The following is a 22,715-nucleotide window of genomic DNA, read 5'->3' as shown; positions in this document are numbered from 1 at the left end:
GGTGTCTGCTGATGCCGGGCGTGATTATGGAAACTGCGGGATCTCGATAACATGAATAATATCTCAGTAACCCCAAAAGGTGGGACCGTTGCTTCTGAGCTGAGTGGAAATCAAGTTAATTTGACCGCTCCGAGTTTGGTGAAGCTGCATCTTAATCAGTCTGATATTAAGTCTTTCACACGCAATGGTAATGATTTAGTCGTCACCACGAAGTCTGGTGAAGTGGTTGTTATTCATAATTTTTACAGCCCGAATGGCGATAGCGATCTGGTTCTGCAGGACGATCGCGGCGCCATGTGGTGGGTTGAAGATCCCGGTACAGAAGGTTTCCAGTACGTTTCAATCGACAGCACCGAAGGGCTGTTAGCGGAAAACACCACCAATAACGGCACCATTGCTGCCTTTGGTATCGGTGGTGCGGCCCTGGCGGGCTTAGGTGCGCTGTTTGCCGGTTCAGGTGGTGGTGGCGGTAATGCCTCGCCGACCAATCCCGATGACGGTAACAACGGCGGCAATCCCACCAACCCAACTAATCCTACCAACCCAACCAATCCCACCGATCCCGGTGAAAACGACACTACGCCGCCAACCGCCATCACGGATTTGGTGATCAACGACGCCGTAGGTCCGTATCAGGGCGCGATTGGCGCGGGTGCCATTACCGATGACAACACACCCACGCTGAGCGGCACCGCTGAAGCGGGCGCGATTGTCAGCATTTACGATGGCAGCACGCTGCTCGGCACTGTCACCGTTGGCGCTGATGGCCGCTGGAGCTTTACCACGCCAGCGCTGGCGGAGGGTCAGCATAGTTTGACCGCTACCGTCACCGACGCGGCGGGGAACACCAGCCCAGCGACCAATCCGGTGGATTTCACCGTGGATACCGTGGCGCCCGCAACGGTTGGCGACCTGAGCGTCATTAACAACAGCGGCTCGACTGCGCAGCCCATCACCAACGGCGGCGCGACCAAAGACACCACGCCAGTGCTGAGCGGAACGGCGGAAGCGGGCTCGATTATCACCATCCGCGATGGCGATACGGTGCTCGGCAGTGTCACCGTGGGCAGCAACGGCACATGGAGCTTTACCAGCCCAACGCTGGGCGAGGGCAGCCATACGTTGAGCATCACCGCCACCGATGCGGCGGGCAATGTCAGCACGCCAGCGACCATCACCTTCACCGTGGATACGCAAGCGCCAGCAGCAGTCATCGACCTGCAGGTTAACGATAATTCAGGCGGCAGCGGCGGCACCGTAAATAACGGTGGGACGACAGATGACAACACGCCGACGCTTACCGGCAGCGGTGAAGTGGGCGCGATTGTCAGCGTTTATGATGGGCAAACGCTGCTGGGTACGGCGGTCGTGGGTTCCGATGGCAGCTGGAGTTACACCACCAGCGCCCTGAGTAACGGCAGCCATAGCCTGACGGTGACCGTGACCGATGCGGCTGGCAACGTCAGCGCGCCATCAGCCCCTTATGAAATCACCGTGCAGGCCGCTATTCCGCCGGCCACAACGTCGCTGGAAATCACCGATGACTCCGGCAACACGCTGGTGCAACTCAGCAACGGCGCCAGCACTCAGGATAACACGCCAACGCTGAGCGGCCTGGCGACGGCGGGTGCGCTGATCACGCTGTATAACGGCACCTCGGTGCTGGGTAGCGTGGTTGCGGGCAGCGATGGTCAGTGGACCTTTACCCCAACTGCGTTGGCTGACGGTGCCTACGCGCTGCACGCCACCGTCGATAACAACGCGGGCAGCGTGACGCAAACGCCAACTATCACCATCACGGTGGATACCGTCGCACCTGCTGCGGCCGGTGGCGTAACGCTGAGCGATAACGATGGCAGCACGCTACAACCGATTGCCGCCGGTGGCGCGACCAATAACACCACGCCGGTGCTGAGCGGCACCGCTGAACCGGGTAGCACCGTCATCGTGCGTGATGGCGATAGCGTGCTCGGCACGGCAATCGTGGGCAGCAATGGGTCATGGAGCTTCACTGCGCCGACCTTAACCGAAGGCGGTCACAGCCTGACCGCCACGGTCACCGACGCGGCAGGTAATGTGGGTCCAACCTCGACGCCGATCGCCTTCACCGTGGATACTCAGGCACCTGCGGGTGCCAGCAATGTGGTGATCAGCGATAACGTCGGTGCTGCAACCGGCCCAATCACCGCGGGCGGCACCACCGACGACAGCACACCCACGCTATCCGGTAACGGTGAAGCCAACGCCATCGTCAAAATTTATGATGGCAGCACGCTGCTCGGCAGCGTCACCGTTGGCAACGACGGCACCTGGAGCTTTACCACGCCAACGTTGAGCAACGGTAGCCATTCGCTCAGCGTAACGGTGACCGATGCGGCAGGTAACGTCAGCCCGGCGACAACCGGTGTTGGCTTCACCGTCAACGCTGGCGTACCGCCAACCACCAGCACGCTGGAAATCACCGATGACAGCGGCAGCACACTTCGCCTGTTGCCAGAAGGTTCCAGCACGCAGGACACCACGCCAACCTTGAGCGGTCTGGCCTCGGCGGGCGCGCTCATCGAGTTATATAACGGCACCACGCTGCTCGGCAGCACCGTCGCGGGTGCGGATGGGCAATGGAGCTTTACGCCAGCTACCGCGCTGGCTGACGGGACTTATGCCTTCCACGCCACGGCCACTGATACCAATGGCAATGTGACTGATTCCGGCACCCTTAACATCACTATTGATAACACCGCGCCGGCAGCGGCTGGCGACTTGCAATTGAGCGATAACAGCGGCAGCACTGTGGTACCCATTGCCTCTGGCGGCACCAGCAATGACAACACGCCAACCTTGAGCGGCACCGCAGAACCGGGCAGCACCGTTACCGTGCTGGATGGCACCAACGTGATCGGCAGCGCAACGGTGGGCAGCGACGGCAGCTGGAGCTTCACCTCGCCAACCCTGAGTGACGGCAACCACAGCTTGACCACCACCGTCACCGATCCGGCTGGCAACACCGGTCCGGCGTCGCCAGCCGTTACTTTAACAGTGGATACCACGCCGCCAGCCGTTATTGCCGATCTGGTGATCGAAGATAGCGTCGGCGCGGTTCAAGGGCCGTTAACGTCCGGCGATACCACCGATGACCGCGCACCAACCCTGAGCGGCACCGGCGAGCCGAATGCCACCATCAGTATTTACGATGGCACCACGCTGCTGGGTAACACCACCGTGGACACCGACGGCACATGGCGTTTCACCACGCCAGCGTTGAGCAATGGCAGCCATACCCTCACCGTCACCGCCACGGACAGCGCCGGTAACGTCGGCCCAGCCAGTCCGCCGATTGTGATCAACGTTGATGCGGCTATTCCGCCAGCCACATCGTCGCTGGAAGTGACGGATGAAAACGGCAATACCGTGGGTCAGCTGACTGACGGCGGCAGCACCAACAATGACAGCCCGGTATTAACCGGTTTGGCGGGGCCCGGCAATATCATAACCCTGTATGACGGCACCACCGTGCTGGGCAGCACCACGGCGGGCAGTAACGGTCAGTGGATTTTCTATGTCACCGGTTTAGGCAATGGTCCGCATGCGTTGCACGGCACCATTACCGATGCCAACGGCAACGTCACTGATACCGCAACCATTAACATCACCGTGGATACCATCGCGCCCGATGCCGCAACCGACGTGGAACTCACCAACGATGCGGGCAGCATTACGCAGCCAGTTACCGCCGGCGGGGCCAGCAATGATGCGACACCAGTCTTAAGCGGCAGCGCGGAAGCGGGCAGCACCGTTACTATCCTTGATGGCACCACCGTGTTGGGTACCGTGACGGTCGGCAGCGACGGTAACTGGAGCTTTACCACACCGAAGCTGGCGGAGGGCAATCACAGCCTGAGCACCACCGTGACCGATGCGGCGGGCAATGTTAGCCCGGCGACCACACCGATCGCCTTCAGCGTAGATACCACCGCGCCAGCGCCGGTCAGCGGTTTGGTGGTCAATGATAACGTCGGCGGCAGCACCGGTCCGTTGACTTCGGGCACCATCACCGACGACAGCACGCCAACCCTGAGCGGCACCGCCGAAGCGGGATCGGTGGTGCGCGTCTATGACGGCACCACGCTACTGGGCTCAGCGACAGCGGGCAGCGACGGCAGCTGGAGCTTCACGCCAGATGCCGCGCTGACTAACGGCCAACACAGCCTGACCACCACCGTCACCGATGCGGCAGGCAATGTTAGCCCGTCGTCGCCGGTATTTACCCTCAATGTCGATGCTGGCGTTCCGGCGACCAGCAGCCTGCTGGTGGTGACCGACGACAGCGGCAGCACGCTGGTTGAACTGCCAAACAACTCCAGCACTAACGACACCACGCCGATTCTTAGCGGCCAGGCGGGCGCGGGCGATCTGATCACGCTGTATAACGGCACCACCCTCATTGGCAGCACGGTCGCGGGTAGCGATGGGCAGTGGAACTTCACACCTGCGGCGCTGGCCGATGCCACTTACGCTTTCCATGCGGTCGCCACTAACGCGACGACCGGCGTGGAGACCGATTCGCCAACCATCAACATCACCATTGATACCGTGGTGCCCACCGCGCCAACCGGCGTGGCGCTGGAAGATGGTGCGGGTGTGCCGATCCCGGAAGGCAGCAGCACCAACACCAACACGCCAACCTTGAGCGGCAGCGGTGAAGCGGGCAGTACGGTCACCATCTCGGATGGCACCACCGTGCTCGGCACCACCACGGTGGGCAACGATGGCAGCTGGAGTTACACCACGCCACCGCTGAGCGATGGTGATCATAGCCTGACCTCAACCGTTACCGATGCCGCTGGCAATACCGGCCCGGCTTCTACGCCGGTGACGGTGACCATCGATACCCAGCCGCCTGCCGCAGCGGGCAATGTGCAGTTCACCAACGACGACGGCACGCCGCTGGCTTCAGGTAGCACCACCGGCGACACCACGCCAACCCTGAACGGCACCGCCAAACCGGGCAGCACCGTGACGGTGAGCGATGGCACTACGGTGCTGGGCACCGCAATCACCGGCATCGACGGCAACTGGAGCTTTACACCAACCGATCCGCTGACTGAAGGGCAGCACAATCTCACCACCACCGTCACCGATACGGCCGGTAACGTCGGCCCTGCGTCGTCGGTGGTGATTGTGATTGTGGATACCACGCCACCGGCAGCGGCGACCGATTTGCAACTGAGCAACGATGGCAGCGGCACGCTGGTGCCGGTCGCGGATGGCGGCACCACCAACGATGTTACGCCAGTGTTGAGTGGTCGTGCGGAACCGGGCAGCGTCGTGACGGTGTCTGATGGCAGCACGGCGTTGGGTTCGGTGACCGTCGGCAACGATGGCAACTGGAGCTTTACCTCTCCGGCGCTCGGCGATGGTTCACACAGCCTGACCACCTCCGTGACCGATGCGGCGGGCAATACCGGCGCGGCAAGCACGCCATTGACCTTCACCATTGACACCACGGCACCGCCAGCACCGGGCGGTGTGCAGCTCAGTAACGACAGCAGCGGCACGTTTGTACCTATTCCCTCTGGTGCGGCAACCAACGATGCAACGCCAGTATTGAGCGGCACCGCAGCGGCGGGCAGCACCATTACCGTTTCTGATGGCGCTACCGTACTCGGTACCGTCACCGTCGGCAGCGGCGGAACATGGAGCTTCACCACGCCAGCGCTGAACGAGGGCAATCACAGCCTGACCGCCACCGTTACCAGTCCGGCGGGCAACACCGGTGCGCCCTCTGCGCCCATTGTGGTCACCGTGGATATCACGCCACCTGCGGCGGCAACGGGTCTGCAACTCAGCAACAACGAAGGAGCGACGCCGGTACCGATTGCTGCGGGCGGCACCACTAATGACACCACACCTGCGCTGAGCGGCATCGCAGAAGCGGGCAGCATCGTCACGGTGAGTGATGGCACGACCGTGATCGGCAGCGCAGCCGTTGGCAGTGATGGCAGCTGGAGCGTGATCCCAACCGCACCGTTGACGGCGGGAGAGCACACGCTTACTGCGACCGTCACCGATCCGGCCGGTAACGTTGGCCCGGCATCGGCCCCCATCGTCGTCAATATCGACACCGCCCAACCGCCAGTCGCAGATGATCTTGAGCTGAACAATGACAACGGCGGCACGCCAGTTCCGATTGCGTCCGGCGGCGCGACCAATGACACCACGCCGGTGCTTAGCGGTAGCGCAGCGGCGGGCAGTACCGTCACCGTACTGGACGGCACCACCGTGCTCGGCACCGTTGTGGTTGGCAGCGGCGGCAGCTGGAGCTTCAGCACGCCGGCATTAAGCGAAGGCGCGCACAGCCTGACCACCACCGTCACCAGCGCATCGGGTAACGTTAGCGACCCGTCTGCGCCGATTAACTTCACCGTGGATACGCAGCCACCAGCAACCTCAACCGGTCTGCAACTGAGTAACGACGGCGGTACGGCGATTGCCGCTGGCGGTATCACCAACGACAGCACGCCGGTGTTGCGCGGCAGCGCCGAAGCGGGCAGCACCGTCACGGTACTGGATGGCACTACCGTACTGGGCACCGCCACGGCGGACACCGACGGCAACTGGAGCTTTACGCCAACGATCGCGCTGGGCGAGGGCGCACACAGCCTGACCACCACCGTCACCGATGCGGCGGGCAACAGCAGCGGCGCATCCACGCCGGTTACCTTTACCGTGGATACCACACCGCCAGCCGCCGCCACCGATCTGCAGCTCAGCAATAACAACAGCGGCACGGCGATTCCTGTTGATACCGGCGGTCGCACCAACGACACCACGCCAGTGTTGAGCGGCAGTGCCGAAGCGGGCAGCGTCGTCACGGTGCGTGATGGCACCGAGGTGCTGGGCAGCACCACCGTCGGCACCGATGGCAAATGGAGTTTCACTCCGGCCAATCCGCTGGACGAGGGCGCGCACAGCCTGACCGCTACCGTCACCGATCCGGCCGGTAACGTCGGCCCGGCCTCTACGCCGTACGCGGTCACTATCGATACCACCGCGCCGCCAGCCGTGATTACGGTGGTACTCAGTAACGATCAGGGCAGCACGCCAACGCCAATCGTCTCGGGCGGAGCAACTAACGACACCACGCCGGTGCTGAGCGGTACCGCCGAGGCGGACAACATCATCATCGTGCGTGACGGCACCACCGTGCTGGGCTCGACGATTGTTGGCACCGATGGAACCTGGAGCTTCACTTCACCAGCGCTGAGCCAGGGCGCGCACAGCCTGACGGCAACCGTCACTGACGCCGCAGGCAACAGCAGCGCTCCGTCTACGGCAATCGCCTTTACCGTCGATACCGAGGCACCGAATACGGCGACAGGGCTGCAACTGAGCAATGATTCCGGCCAAACGCCGGTAACGATTGCTGCAGGCGGCGCCACCAACGACACCACACCAGTGTTGAGCGGCAGCGCTGAAGCAGGCAGCATCGTGATTGTTTCTGACGGCAGCAACGTGCTGGGATCTGTTGTGGTCGGCAGCGGCGGCAGCTGGACCTTCACTTCGCCGGAGCTGGGCGAGGGCGATCACAGCCTGACCACCACGGTGACCGATGCCGCAGGTAACGTCAGTTCGCCGTCCGCGGCCCTGAACTTCAGCATTGATACCACGCCGCCAGTGGCGCCGGGCGCGATCGCGCTGAACAACAACAACGGCAGTTCACCGGTTACGATTGCCGCAGGCAGCACCACCAACGATGCCACACCGGCGATCAGCGGTACCGCAGCAGCCGGCAGCACCGTGACCGTGCTGGATGGCGCTACCGTGCTGGGCACCGCGATTGTTGGCAGTAACGGACAGTGGAGCTTCACCACGCCAACGCTGGGTGAAGGTGCGCACAGCCTGACGGCGACCGTCACCGATCCTGCGGGTAACGTCGGTCCTGCCTCCGCAGCCATTGCCTTTAACGTTGATACCGTTGCGCCTGTTGCGGCAACCGGACTGGTGCTGAACAACGACAACGGCGGTTCGCCGGTGCCGATTGCTAACAACGGCACCACCAACGACAACACGCCAGAGTTGAGCGGTACCGCAGAAGCCAACAGCATTGTGATTGTGTCTGACGGCACCACCGTGCTGGGCAGCGCCGTCGCCGATGCGCAGGGCGCCTGGAGCTTCTCACCCAATCTGACCGATGGCACGCACAACCTGAGCGTGACGGTGCGTGACGCCGCAGGTAACACCGGACCGGCAAGCAGCACCATCACCGTCACCGTAGATACCGTGGCACCGCCAGCGGCGACCGGCCTGACGCTGACCAACGATATTGGTACACCCGTTAGTATTCCGAACGGCGGGCTCACCAACGACAGCACACCGGTGCTGAGCGGTTCTGGACAAGCGGGCAGCATCATCACCGTGTCCGATCAGAACGGCGTGTTGGGATCCACCACCGTCGGGGCGGGCGGAACCTGGACCTTCACGCCGGCGAGCGCGCTGGCGGATGGAACCCATACCTTTAGCGTCACGGCCAGCGATGCGGCAGGAAACGTCAGTGCGCCGAGCACCATTGGCGTCGTGATTGATGCCACACCGCCAGCGGCAGCGCTGAACGTGGTGGCCAGTAATGATGAAGGCACGTCGCCGGTGGCTATCACCAACGGCGGCTTCACCAACGACAACACGCCATTCCTCACCGGTACCGCCGAAGCGGGCAGCACGGTGATTATCCGTGACGGCACAACCATCATCGGTAGCGCTTCGGTGGGCAGCAACGGCCAGTGGAGCTTCACCTCACCCACGCTGGATGAGGGCGCGCACAGCCTGAGCACCACCGTAGTGGATGCGGCGGGCAATGTGAGTACAGCGTCAGCGGCGATTGATTTTACCGTCGACAGCGTGGTTCCAGCGCCAGCCACGCTGGTGGTGAACAATGACAACGGCGGGACGCCCGTACTGGTGCCGAACGGCGCCACCACCAGCGACAACACGCCGTTGCTGAGTGGCACAGCGGAAGCGGGCAGCCTGGTCACTCTTTATGATGGCACCACCGTTATCGGCTCGACCACCGCAACGGCGGGCGGAACCTGGAGCTTCAGCTCACCGACCTTAACCGATGGTTCGCATACGCTGACCGCCACCGTAACCGACGAGGTCGGCAACGTCAGTTCGCCATCCTCGACCTTTACCGTGGTGGTGGATGCCACCGCACCGCAACCGGCTGGCGATCTGCTGCTGCAAAATAACAATGGTGGCTCACCGGTGACCATTGCTGATGGCGGCATTACCAATGACAGCACGCCAGCCATCAGCGGCACGGCGGAAGCCAACGCGATCGTTCGCGTCTATGACGGCACTACCTTAGTGGGTTCAGTCGTGGCAGGCAGCAACGGCGCATGGAGCATCACCACCAGCGCGCTGACGGACGCAATGCATACGCTGAATGTCACCGTGACCGATGCGGCGGGCAACGTGAGCGCCAATGCCTCGGTATCATTGACGGTGGACACCTCTACGCCGGCAGCGGTGTCGAGCTTTGCTATTTACAACAATGCGGCCACTACCACCGTGCAGGTGGCGGATGACGGTGACTCCAACGACAACACGCCTTTGCTAAGCGGAACCGGTGTAGCGGGCACCATCATCAACATCTACGAGGGCAGCGATCTTCTTGGCACCACCACGGTAGGCGACAACGGCGAGTGGCGCTTTGAAACTGCGGCTTTAGATGATGGCCAGCACAGCTTCACCGTTTCAGTCACCAACGCTGCGGGGACGACGGGCCCGGAAGCGATACCGATTACGATTAATATTGATACGGCTGCACCGGCAACGGTCAGCAATCTTGTCGTAACAGACGATGAGGGGGGCAGCACCGGTCCGTTGCTGTCGGGTGACACCACCGATGACAGCACGCCAACGCTGAGCGGCTCCGCTGAAGCGGGCAGCCGAGTGTCGGTTTACGATGGCACCACGCTGCTGGGCACTGTGATCGCTACTGGCGGCATATGGAGCTTCACGCCGGGCAGCGCGCTCTCTAACGGCGAGCATAACTTCACCTTCACAGTGACCGATGTAGCAGGCAACGTCAGCGCGGCAAGCAGCCCGGCGTTTACGCTGAATATCGCAGCGGATCTGCCGCCAGCGGTCAGTACGCTGGTGATCACCGACGATAGCGGCAATTCACTGGTTACCGTGAATGACGGCGCCAATATCAAGGACGGTACGCCGGTATTAACCGGCGCGGCAGATGTGGGGGATGTGATTACCATTCACGATGGTGCAACGGTGTTGGGTAGCGTTACCGTCGGTGCGACCGGACAGTGGACCTTCACGCCAACGCTGAATGATGGACCGCACGGCATCTATGTCACCACGGTCAATTCAGTGGGTAATCCGGGCGCAAACTCGCCAACGGTGAATTTCACTATTGATACCGTGGCACCGCTTGCAGCAACTAACCTCTCTGCCGCTAATAACAACGACGGCGTAACCGTGCCCATTGCTAACAATGGCGCCACCAATGACAGTACCCCGCGGCTCGCAGGTCTCGCGGAAGCCAACGGCATTGTTACGATTTATGACGGCAACACGGTTATCGGCTCAACGGTCGCCAATGGTAGCGGTGAGTGGGACTTCACGTCGCCAACGCTGAGTCAGGGCGGACATGCGCTGAGCGTCACCGTGACGGATGCGGCGGGTAACGTCGGTCCGCGCTCTGATGTCGTGAACCTCACTGTCGATACCGTGGCACCCAACGCCTCGACGCTGGTGGTCACCAACGACGTCACCAGCACGGTGGTGCCAAATGGCGGTTCGACCAACGACAGCACGCCAACGCTGAGCGGTACCGCGGAAGTGGGCAGTGTGATCACCGTTTACGATGGTACGACCTTGCTCGGTTCGGTTGCTGCCGGAACAGGCGGAGCATGGAGCTTTATTTCACCGGTACTGGGCGAAGGCAGCCATTCGCTCACCGTGCGCGTGACAGATGCCGCCGGTAACACTAGCGCGGCATCCAGCACGGCAACGGTGACTGTGGATACCGTCGTACCAACGGCGGTGAGCGGTTTGACTGCTGCCAACAACAACGGCAGTTCGCCGGTGACCATTGCTGCGGGGGGTAGCACCAATGACAACACGCCAGCACTGAGCGGTACGGCAGATGCAGGCAGCGTGGTGGTGATCCGTGATGGCACCGACGTTATCGGTTCTGTCACCGCAGGCAGCAACGGCGCATGGAGCTTCACGTCACCCACGCTGGCTGATGGTCTGCATACCCTGAACGTGACGGCGACCGATCTCGCCGGTAACGTCAGCCCGAATGCGGCGATCAGCTTCACTGTGACCACAGCAGCACCAACGCCAGTCACCGATCTGGTGGTTTCTGACAACGTAGGTGCAACACAAGGGGCACTCACCAGCGGTGCGGCGACCGATGACAACACGCCAACGCTGAGCGGTAATGCTACCGCTGGCAACATCGTGATTATCTCGGAAGGCACCACGGTGCTGGGTTCTGTGGTGGCGGGCAGCAATGGTGCGTGGAGCCTTACCACAGCCGCATTGAGCGACGGATCGCATCCGTTGAGCGTGACGGTACGCGATGCAGCCGGTAACACCAGCGCGGCGACCAACTTCACGGTCAATGTCGATACGGTGGCGCCAGCCAACGCAACCTTGTTAATCACTAATGATCTCACCAGCACCACGGTACCGAATGGTGGTGCAACTAACGACAGCACGCCAACGCTGAGCGGTACGGCGGAAGCCGGCAGCCGCGTGTCGATTTACGATAGCGGCACCCTGCTGGGTACGGCGGTGGCAGGCAGCAACGGCGCATGGACCTTCACCACCGATGTGCTGACGCAAGGCGCTCATCCACTGAGCGTCACGGTTACCGATGCGGCGGGTAACGTCAGCGGCAGCACCTCGGCCACGGTGATTATCGATACCGTCGCGCCGGGGGCGGTAACCGGTCTGGCCGCGGCCAACAACAACGGCAGCACGCCGGTGGCGATTGCCAATAACGGCAGCACCAATGACAACACGCCAGCGCTGAGCGGTACGGCAGAAGCGGGCAGTCTGGTGATTATCCGCGATGGCACCTCGATTATCGGTTCTGTTACCGCAGGCACTAACGGCGCATGGAGCTTCACCACGCCAACGCTGGCGGAGGGGGCGCACACCTTCAACGTCACGGCGACGGATGCAGCGGGCAACGTCAGCCCGAATGCGACGCTTACCCTGACCGTGGATACCGTGGCACCTGCGCCCGTCACTAACCTGGTGATCAACGACGATGTGGGCGGCATTCAGGGGCCGCTGGCGAACGGTGCGGTGACCGATGATGCCACACCAACGCTGAGCGGTACGGCGGAAGCGAATGCGATTGTCACCATTTACGACGGCACCACGGTGCTGGGTTCAGTGGTGGCCGGCGCGGGCGGTGCGTGGAACTTCACCACTGCCACGCTAGGCAACGGTGTGCATCCGCTGAGCGTAACGGTGAAAGATGCAGCGGGTAACACCAGTGCCGCCACCACGCCGGTTTCCATCACGGTAGACACCGTGGCGCCAGCGGCCTCAACGCTGGTGATCACCAATGACATCACCAGTACCACGGTGCCGAGTGGTGGCTTCACCAACGACAACACCCCAACGCTGAGCGGCGTGGCGGAAGCGAGCAGCCGCGTGTCGATTTATGATGGCGCGACGTTGCTGGGGACGGCGATTGCGAATGGCACGGGGGCATGGTCCTTCACCACCGACGTACTCTCCACCGGCACGCATCCACTCAGCGTAACGGTCACTGACGCGGCGGGTAACGTTAGTGGCAGTACCTCGGCCTCGGTAACCATCGATACCACGCCGCCAGCGGCAGTCACCAATCTGGTGGCCGCTAACAATAACGGCAGTACAGCGGTGACCATTCCGAACAACGGCGTGACCAACGACAATACGCCGCTGTTGACCGGATCCGGCGAGATTGGCGCGAAGATCAGCGTTTACGATGGCACCACGCTGCTGGGCACCACCACGGTGGGCAGCGGTGGCACATGGAGCTTCGTCTCGACGGCGCTGAGCAACGGTGTACATACGCTGAACGTCACGGCAACCGATGCGGCGGGCAACGTGAGCCCGAACGCCTCAACCATCCTGACGATTGATACCGTGGCGCCGAATCCGGTGACCAATCTGGTGATCAATGATGACGTCGGCACTCTTCAGGGGCCGCTGGCGAACGGTGCCTTTACCGATGACGCCACGCCAACCCTGAGCGGCACGGCGGAAGCCAACGCGATTGTGACCATCTACGACGGTACCACCGTGATTGGTTCCACCACCGCCAATGGTTCAGGTGCATGGAGCTTCACCACCGCGACCCTGAGCAACGGTAGCCATCCGCTGAGCGTGACGGTGACCGATGCAGCGGGTAACACCAGTGCGGCATCGGCGACGGTTTCCATTACGGTGGATACCGTGGCACCAGCGGCGTCAACGCTGGTGATCACCAATGATGTCACCAGTACCGTGGTACCGAGCGGCGGTGCTACCAACGACACCACGCCAACGCTGAGCGGCGTGGCGGAAGCGGGCAGCCGCGTCTCGATCTACGATGGTGGCACCTTGTTAGGCACGGCGATTGCGGGTAGCACTGGCGCATGGACCTTCACCACCGCCGCGCTCACGCAGGGCACGCATCCATTGAGCGTGACGGTAACGGACACGGCCGGTAACGTCAGCGGGACGACGTCGGCGTCGGTCATTATCGATACCACGCCGCCAGCGGCGGTCACTAACCTGGTTGCCGCCAATAACAACGGCAGCACGGCGGTGACCATCCCGAATAACGGCATTACCAACGACAGCACGCCGCTGTTGACCGGTAACGGCGAAGTCGGGGCACGGATCAGCGTGTACGACGGCACCACACTGCTGGGCACCACCACGGTGGGCAGCGGTGGCACATGGAGCTTCGTCTCAACTGCGCTGAGCAACGGCACCCATACGCTGAACGTGACGGCAACCGATGCGGCGGGCAACGTCAGCCCGAACGCCTCGACCACGCTGCGCATCGACACTGTGGCACCAACGGCCAGTACGCTCACCATTACCGACGACGCCGGCAGCACGCCGGTGACGTTGACCAATGGCGCGTACACCCGTGACACCACGCCGGTGTTGAACGGCACGGCGGAAGTGGGCGCGATTGTCACCATCTACGATGGCACCACCGCGCTGGGTTCAGTAACGGTTGGCGCCGGTGGCAGCTGGACTTACACCCCCAGCGCACTGGCGAACGGTGCGCATCCGTTGAGCGTAACGGTGACTGATTCGGCGGGTAACGTCAGCACCGGTAACACGGCGGTGACGGTGAACGTCGATACTGTGCCGCCTGCGGCGGTAAGTGGCCTGGCAATCAACGGTGCCGGTACCACGGTCACCGGTAGCGGTGAAGTGGGGGCAACGGTAACGGTACGTGATGCGGGCGGTAACGCGCTGGGTACAACGACGGTAGGCAGCGGCGGTTCATGGTCGGTGAGCCTGAGTACGGCGCAAACCACCGGTGCTTCGTTGTCGGTGATTCAGACTGACCGCGCAGGCAACGTATCGACCAGCACCCCGCTGACCGGTGCGATTCAAATCGTGGCAGCGAATGATGTCAACGAAGTGGATTACACCACCCAAATCGGCACCATCACCAATGCCAATACCAGTTCGACCAGCGTCGCATTGCTGAGCGTTAACCTCGGCAGCGTGCTGGGTGTGGGAGTATTGAGCAGCACTAACGCCTATATGTTTAACGTTGGCGCAGGGGATACGCGCACGGTGACATTACACGCCTCGGCCACCAGCCTGGCGGCGCTGACATCGACTTATACCTTGTACCTCTATCAACAGCAGGCGAACGGCACCTGGGCGCTGAAATCCAGCAACGCCAACTACATCACCACGGTTCTGACCATTGGTACACAAACCGGTGGCAACGTGACTTACAGCAACCTCGGTACAGGTAACTATGCCGTGCTGTTGGGCACCAGCAACGGCGTTGGCGTGTTGCCATCGACTACCGTCACCACCACGTCGGATATTACGACGCTGGCGTTGACCGTGGCGGCAACCGTCACCGGCAACCTGTTGACCAACGATACCAGCTCCGTCGCCGGTACGGTGCCGAACGGTACGGTGGTCACCCAGGTGACTGGCAATGCGATTGCGGCCACCGGTAACACGGTGATCACCAGCAGCTACGGTACGTTGACCATCGATTCGCATGGTAACTACACCTATACGCTGAAGGCGGGACTGGATGCCGATCTGGTGCCAGCCACCGACGTCTTCACCTATTCGGTGCGTGATGCCAGCGGCGCGGTGACCTCGGCCAGCTTGACGGTGAACCTGCACAACGGTGCATCCACCAGCACGCTGCTGGCGACCAACAGTCTGGTGGCCGAAGCCACCAATGACCATGACGCCAGCGGCAGCATCTACGGTTCAGCATCGGGCACGCACACCGGAACCTTGAGTATCACTAATGAACACGGCGATATCACCACGGTTCACAGCGTGGGTACGACGTCGATTGCCGGCGACTTTGGTGTGCTGAATATTGCCGCCAACGGTAACTACACCTATACACTGAATGCGGGCGTGGATGGACAATCCATTACCCATAAAGAGGTGTTCAGTTACACCCTGGCGGCGAGCGATGGCACCATCACCACGCAGTCGTTCACCATTGAGCTGCATCCAACCATCACAGGAACCACGGGGGCTGACACGCTAACCGGCGGTGCCTACGACGACACCATCACCAGCGGTGCCGGCGCAGATACGTTGGTGTATCACTTACTGGCGAGTGCGGATGCTACCGGCGGTAACGGTCACGATACCTGGACCGACTTCAATGTCGCGCAAGGCGACAAAATTGACGTCAGTAACTTGCTTATCGGCTGGAATGATTCCACAAGTAATATTAATGATTTCGTGAAAGTGGATCATACTTCAGATGGCAATACGGTGCTTTCCATTGACCGTGATGGTACCGGTACGGGTTACAGCACCACTCAGCTGATTACGCTGGAAGGCGTGAACGTTTCTCTGGAGGAGCTGCTGCAACAACCGCACCAAAACCACACGGCGTAATCGCTCTGTGATGCAGGGATGCAGTTAGGGCGCAGGGATGCGCCCCTTTCTCTTTATTGACTGGTGGACTATCGATGGAACTGATGCACTCAGGCGCAACTTTTCGCCGTTCGTTTAAGCTCAGCGTTCTCTGTGTGGGCATGGCTTTACTTTACAGTTCTCAACTTTTAGCGGCCAGTGACGCGTTAACCCGGGCGGGGCACATCACCTCAGCAGGTTTAGCGCAACAGCAAGAACTGCCTTCATTAACCGGTGAAGTGGCGGAACCCGCCCTCGCCAACGTCCCCGACTTTCTCACCATCAACCAGGCGGTGCAGCGCGCCATTCAGTGGCATCCCGATATCGCTCAGGCAGTAGGAAAAATGCTGGAGCAGGCCAATCAGGTTGATGTGGCGAAAGCCAAATACTATCCACAAATCAGTGCCGGCATGAACAACGGCTACAGCAATGCTTACAGCGAAAAGGGCTTCAGCCCGTCGTTTGTGCTGTCGGTTTCACAGATGTTGTATGACTTCGGCAAGGTCAGCAGTTCAGTGCGTTCCGCCGAAGCTGGCGTGGCGCAGGAGCAGGCCAACGTGCTGGTGAGCATTGATACCGTGGCGCACGATACCGCCGCGGCGCTGGTGGAAGTGCAGGGTTATCAGCAACTGGTCAAAATTGCGCGTGAGCAGCTCACGGCGCTGAGTAAGATTGGCGATCTGGCGCGCCAGCGTAATGAAGAGGGCGCGGCGTCGCTTTCGGATGCCACCCAAACCGATGCGCGTATCGAAGGCGCGCGTACCACCCTAACGCAGTATCAAGCCAACCTCGACCGCTGGCGCGCCACGCTGGCAACCTATCTTGGCTGGCCGATAGTGAAAAAGGTCAGCGACGATTTTCCCACCAAACTCACCCAGTCCTGTCAGGTGGCGAAAGCCGATGACAAGCTCAATCCGTCGGTGCTGGCGGCCTGGGCGCAGGCCAATCAGGCGCAGGCCAAACTCGATAATGCTAACGCGCAGAACATGCCAACTATCTCGCTGGAACCGCAGGTGACGCATTATCTCAATAATCACTATTCCGGCAGCGAATCGCTGGATCGCACCCAATATTCGGCGTTTGTGAAAGTGGAAATGCCGCTCTATCAGGGCGGCGGCATCACCGCCAGCCGGGACGCGGCCGCCAATGCATTGCAGGCCGCCAATGCGGCCGTCAACTCGGCGCGGCTTAAAGCGCGTCAGCAGCTAAGCGAGTCGCAGAACGCGTCGCAAAGCCTGGCGCTCAGCCTGGCGATCATGGGTCGGCAACAGACGCTGGGCGAGAAAACCCAGTCGCTCTATCAGGATCAGTATCTGCAACTCGGCACCCGTCCGCTGCTGGACGTGCTTAACGCCGAGCAGGAAGTGTTCCAGACCCGTTTCACATTGCAGCAAACCATCAGCCAGTTACGCTCACTGCAGCTCGATTGTCTCTACAGCACCGGGCATATGCGGTCGGCGTTTGCTTTGAATAATCAGCGGATCCAGTCCGTGGAGATCCAGCCATGACGCAATTACAGATTCCCGACGCGCCTGATAGCGCGTCCGGGGGAAACGTGCCCTTACACGGATGGGCCACCGCAATCATCCTGATCGCCAGCCATTATCGCTTGCCCTGTTCGCCGGGAATGATCATGGCCGCTGCCGAATGGCAGGGCAAACAGTCACGCGATAAAGCGTTACGCCATCTGGCGCGCCAGGCCGGTTTATCGCTGCAATTATATGAAGAGAATAAGTGGGAGATCACCAGTTGGCGCTTACCGCTGGCGATCGAGCTGGCCGACGGTCAGGTGGGCGTTATCACCCAGTTTGATGGCGACGATGAAGTGCGGGTGCATTTTGCCGGTGATGAACAGCCAGCACCAATTGCGCTGGAGACGTTGCTGCCGGAAATCCGCTTTGCCGCCGCGCTGCGTCCAGTTACCGCTGCCAAAGATAGCCGCGTCGATCGCTATCTCGCCACGGTAAAACCGGATTGGCTGCGCCGTCTGGTGCTGCACGATCTGCGGCCGTACGGCTACGTGATGCTCGGATCCTTCCTGATCAACCTGCTGGCGCTGGTCGGCATTATCTTCTCGATGCAGGTGTACGATCGGGTGATTCCGGCGCAGTCCTATCCCACGCTGTATGTGCTGTATATCGGCGTGATCATCTCGGTGGTGTTCACTTATATTCTGCGCGTTGGGCGCGATCACGTGACCGATCTGCTGGGCAAGCGTGCCGATATGCGCGTCTCCGATCGGGTATTTGGTCACGCGCTGCGGCTGCGTAACAGCGCGGTGCCGCGTTCGACCGGCACCTTTATCTCGCAGCTGCGCGAGCTGGAGGCGATCCGCGAAATGGTCACGTCCACCACGGTCACCTCGATTGTCGATATGCCGTTCTTCCTGCTGTTCATGCTGGTGATGGCGATTATCGCGCCGCAGCTGGCGTGGATTGCGCCGGTGGCGGTGCTGCTGATGATCCTGCCGGGCGTGCTGAGCCAGAAGAAGCTGGCGAAGCTGGCGCAGCAGAACCTGAAAGAGTCGACGCTGCGAAATGCGGTGCTGGTGGAGAGCGTGCAAGGGCTGGAAGATATCAAGCTGATGCAGGCGGAAGATCGCTTCCTGCAACAGTGGAACAGCTACATTCGCATTACCGCGCAATCCGGCGTGGAGATGCGCAAAGTGATGCACTCGCTGATTACCTGGGGCGTGACGGTGCAGGGTTTGGTATACGCCAGCGTGATTGTGATCGGTGCGCCGATGGTAATCAACGGCGATATTACCACCGGTGCGATTGTGGCGGCGTCGCTGCTCTCCTCGCGCATGATTGCGCCGATGGCCACGCTGTGTGGCGTGCTGGCGCGCTGGCAGCAGGTGAAAGCGGCGAAAGGCAGCCTTGATGCGCTGATGAATTTGCCGGTGGAAAACAGCAAAGACGAAACGCGGATCCACACGCCGGTGCTGTTTGGTCACTATCAGTTCACCGATGCAATGTTCCGTTACTACACCGATTCGATGAACATCGCGCTGCGCATTAAAAGCCTGACCATCAAACCGGGCGAGCGCATTGCGGTGCTGGGACGCAACGGTTCGGGTAAATCGACCTTGCTGCAGGCGATGATTGGCGGCATCGATCTGGTCGGCGGTGAACTGCGGCTGGATAACCTCAGCCTGCCGCACATTGATGTGGCGGATGTGCGGCGTAACGTTGGCCTGTTGACGCAAAACGCGCGGCTGTTCCACGGCACGCTACGCGAGAATCTCACTATGGGCGCGGCGCACGCCACCGATGATGCGATCTTTGGCGCGCTCACCGTCAGCGGCGGCGCAGATTTCATTCGTCGTCTGCCGCTCGGCCTCGACCATCCGATCATGGAAGGCGGCGTTGGGCTTTCCGGCGGACAGCGTCAGTCGCTGCTGCTGGCGCGTATGCTGCTGCGCGATCCCAACATCATCCTGCTGGATGAACCGACGGCGGCGCTCGACGATCACACCGAGAAAGAGTTTATCGAACGTCTCGGTCAGTGGCTCAACGGGCGCACCTTGATCGTGGCGACGCACCGTGCGGCGATCCTCGCGCTAGTGGATCGTGTGCTGGTGCTGAAAGAGGGACAACTGGTGATGGACAGCCCGAAAGAGAACGCCTTGCCAACACCGCGTACTAACGGCAGCCTGCCGGAGGCGCAATCATGATCAAACAATTACCGGCAAGACTGCGCTTAGTGACGGCGGCAGAAGTGGATTCCTCCGACGATCTGCTCGGTGAGCTGCGATCCGAAACCCATTACACCGGCGCGGTGCGGCTGATCGTCATCAGCACCGCACTGATCCTCGTTACCGTGATCTGGGCCTGGTTTGGCGTGCTGGATGAAGTCTCAACCGGCACCGGCAAAGTGATTCCCAGCTCGCGCGATCAGGTGCTGCAATCGCTGGAAGGCGGCATCCTCACCGAGCTGTATGTGCACGAAGGCGATCAGGTGCAGGCCGGGCAAGTGGTGGCGCGCCTCGATGCCACGCGCTCGCAATCCAACGTCGGCGAAAGTGCGGCACGCTATCGTGCGGCATTGGCTGCCGCCGCGCGTCTCAATGCGGAAGTGAACGATCAGCCGCTGAGTTTCCCGGCAGAGTTGAATAAGTTCCCCGATCTGATGGCGTCAGAAACGCGGCTGTATAAAACCCGCCGCGCACAGCTCACGGATGCGACTGCGCAGTTTAAAGAGTCGCTGGCGCTGGCTAACCGCGAGCTGGCCATCACGCAGCGTCTGGCCAAAACCGGTGCCGCCAGTAGCGTGGAAGTGCTGCGTTTGCAGCGCGATAAATCAGATCTGGAGCTGAAACTCACCGATATGCGTTCGCAATATTATGTGCAGGCACGTGAGGAGCTGGCGAAAGCCAACGCCGAAGCCGACAGCATGGCGCAAGTGGTGAAAGGGCGTGAAGACACGGTGACGCGACTGACCATCCGTTCGCCGATGCGCGGCATCGTGAAAAACATCAAAGTCTCCACCGTGGGCGGCGTGGTCCCACCGAATGGCGAGCTGATGAACATCGTGCCAATGAACGATCGCCTGCTGATTGAAGCGCGTTTGTCACCGCGCGATATCGCCTTTATCCGTCCCGGCCAGCGGGCGGTGGTGAAGATCTCGGCGTATGACTACGCCATTTATGGCGGCCTGAACGGCGTGGTGGAGAGCATCTCGCCGGATACCATTCAGGATGAGGTGAAACCGGAAATTTACTATTACCGCGTGTTTATCCGCACCGATAACGACTACGTGCAGAATAAAGCCGGTAAGCGCTTCTCCATCAGCCCCGGCATGGTTTCTACCGTGGATATTAAAACCGGTGAGAAGACGGTGATGGATTATCTGATTAAGCCGTTTAACAAAGCGCAAGAGGCGATGCGCGAACGCTAATTGGAACGGTATAACGCGTTAGTTTAAAACCGCTGTTTTCCTCAGGAAACGGCGGTTTTTTATTTGGGTGATTGATGAGGGCACCATGAAGTTTCGGCAGCTATTACACGAACCGTTAAATATTAAATCCCGCACTTATATAATTAATTACAGCAAGAAATGTCTTGAGCTGGCTTGTTATTAGAGAAAAGGGGTTCCCGAAGTGAACGATAACAAGCCGTTTCTCAAAGGCGCTAAGTGCGCTTAACGCTAAGCTGAGCGCTTTGATACGTTACGCACATGAAATTATGAACAAATCAATGTGGTTTTATTTTCGAGCGCGGGAAGACGGACGCGGTACTTTTATTTAATGCGCTGCAATTTGTCACCAAAAAACATCCCGAAATATTGGATTTTCCTCGAGGGGCGGCAGGGTTATTAATGCGCAGAGCCGCAGGCCGAACCTCAATGATGTGCTACGGCACGCTTATGAATATTTGATGATTGCTCCATGTTAATAAAAGAGAATTCCACCTTATCAAAATTTGAAAAAAGATTAGGCGTTGTTTCTTTCGCCAATCTTAAACGGCACCTCGGAAAAGCGATCATTTTTCTCCCAATGACGTTGCTGATTATTTATCTGGCAATATTCAGTCAGCCGCGTTTTGTGAGCGAATCCAAAGTCGCGATTAAACGCTCAGATGATCTTGCCAGCAATAGCGTGAATTTTGGCTTGTTGTTAGGGGCGATTAATCCCAGTTCGGTGGAAGATGCACTCTACTTAAAGGAGTACATCAATTCGCCGGATATGCTGGCAGTGCTAGATAAACAACTTAATTTCCGTCAAGCCTTCAGCCAAAGCGGACTGGATTTCTTGCACCATCTGTCTCCTGATGAAACTGCCGAAAAATTCCTGCGTTATTATCGTGAACGTCTCAGCGTAACGTATGACGATAAAGCGGGATTGCTGGCTATTCGCACGCAAGGCTTTACGCCGGACTTTGCCCTTAACTTTAATAAAGCGGTGCTGAAAGAGTCCGAACGCTTTATTAATGAGTTGTCGCACCGTATTGCGCGTGATCAGCTGACCTTTGCGGAAAAGGAGATGGAAAAGTCCCGCTCACGCCTGAATAACAGTAAATCCGAGCTACTGGCGTATCAGAACAGCAATAATGTGCTGGATCCTGAAGCGCAAGCGTTAGCAGCCAGTTCACTGGTTAACACGCTGATGGGGCAGAAGATCCAGATGGAAGCGGAGCTGCGTACTCTGCTGACCTATCTGCGTGATGACGCTGCGCAAGTTGTCAGCGTACGTAACGCCATTGCCTCGATGCAGGCGCAGATCGATAACGAGAAAGGCAAAATCACCGCGCCGCAGGGCGACAAACTTAACCGCATGGCGGTGGAGTTTGAAGAGATTAGATCGCGTGTCACCTTTGATAATGAACTTTACAAGCTTGCTCTGACCTCTATCGAAAAAACACGCGTGGAAGCCGCTCGCAAACTGAAAGTGCTTTCGGTGATCAGTTCACCGCAGCAGCCGCAAGAGTCCACTTTCCCCAACATTCCGTATTTGATCGCCTGCTGGTTGCTGGTGTGCTGCTTAATGTTTGGCACCCTGAAACTGTTATTGGCGGTGATTGAAGATCATCGGGATTAATGCTGTCGCAGAA

At 60.0% G+C, this 22,715-nt stretch carries 5 protein-coding genes; all 5 read left to right on the top strand.

The window, feature by feature from the left end:
- Window positions 1-51: 51 nt before the first annotated feature.
- The 5 genes from ACYAC5_RS15825 to ACYAC5_RS15805 all read left to right on the top strand — a co-directional run bounded on the left by ACYAC5_RS15825 (window position 52) and on the right by ACYAC5_RS15805 (window position 22,702).
- Entirely contained in the window at window positions 52-16,146 is a 16,095-nt protein-coding gene (locus ACYAC5_RS15825) for an Ig-like domain-containing protein (protein ID WP_462062005.1), read from the top strand.
- A 74-nt stretch (window positions 16,147-16,220) separates the two neighbouring features.
- Complete coding sequence (locus tag ACYAC5_RS15820; RefSeq protein WP_462062004.1) at window positions 16,221-17,672, top strand: TolC family outer membrane protein; 1,452 nt, start codon at window positions 16,221-16,223, stop codon at window positions 17,670-17,672.
- Entirely contained in the window at window positions 17,669-19,840 is a 2,172-nt protein-coding gene (locus ACYAC5_RS15815) for a type I secretion system permease/ATPase (protein WP_192412060.1), read from the top strand. Before ACYAC5_RS15820 ends, ACYAC5_RS15815 begins: the two co-directional genes overlap by 4 nt.
- Window positions 19,837-21,063 (top strand): HlyD family type I secretion periplasmic adaptor subunit, encoded by a 1,227-nt coding sequence (locus tag ACYAC5_RS15810; protein ID WP_192412059.1) that lies wholly within the window; start codon window positions 19,837-19,839, stop codon window positions 21,061-21,063. The genes ACYAC5_RS15815 and ACYAC5_RS15810 overlap by 4 nt, the downstream gene beginning before the upstream one ends.
- 490 nt (window positions 21,064-21,553) lie before the next feature.
- Complete coding sequence (locus ACYAC5_RS15805; protein ID WP_377727068.1) at window positions 21,554-22,702, top strand: capsule biosynthesis protein; 1,149 nt, start codon at window positions 21,554-21,556, stop codon at window positions 22,700-22,702.
- Window positions 22,703-22,715: the final 13 nt, after the last annotated feature.

The organism is Pantoea sp. y20 (assembly GCF_054903455.1).
The sequence above is the reverse complement of the archived record's forward strand: the minus strand, read 5'-3'. Positions and strand labels throughout refer to the sequence as shown.

What these genes read in the sequence shown, in the direction of transcription:
- ACYAC5_RS15825 (WP_462062005.1), top strand. Translation starts at nt 52, where the DNA reads ATGAATAATATCTCAGTAACCCCAAAAGGTGGGACCGTTGCTTCTGAG.
- ACYAC5_RS15820 (WP_462062004.1), top strand. Translation starts at nt 16,221, where the DNA reads ATGGAACTGATGCACTCAGGCGCAACTTTTCGCCGTTCGTTTAAGCTC.
- ACYAC5_RS15815 (WP_192412060.1), top strand. Translation starts at nt 17,669, where the DNA reads ATGACGCAATTACAGATTCCCGACGCGCCTGATAGCGCGTCCGGGGGA.
- ACYAC5_RS15810 (WP_192412059.1), top strand. Translation starts at nt 19,837, where the DNA reads ATGATCAAACAATTACCGGCAAGACTGCGCTTAGTGACGGCGGCAGAA.
- ACYAC5_RS15805 (WP_377727068.1), top strand. Translation starts at nt 21,554, where the DNA reads ATGTTAATAAAAGAGAATTCCACCTTATCAAAATTTGAAAAAAGATTA.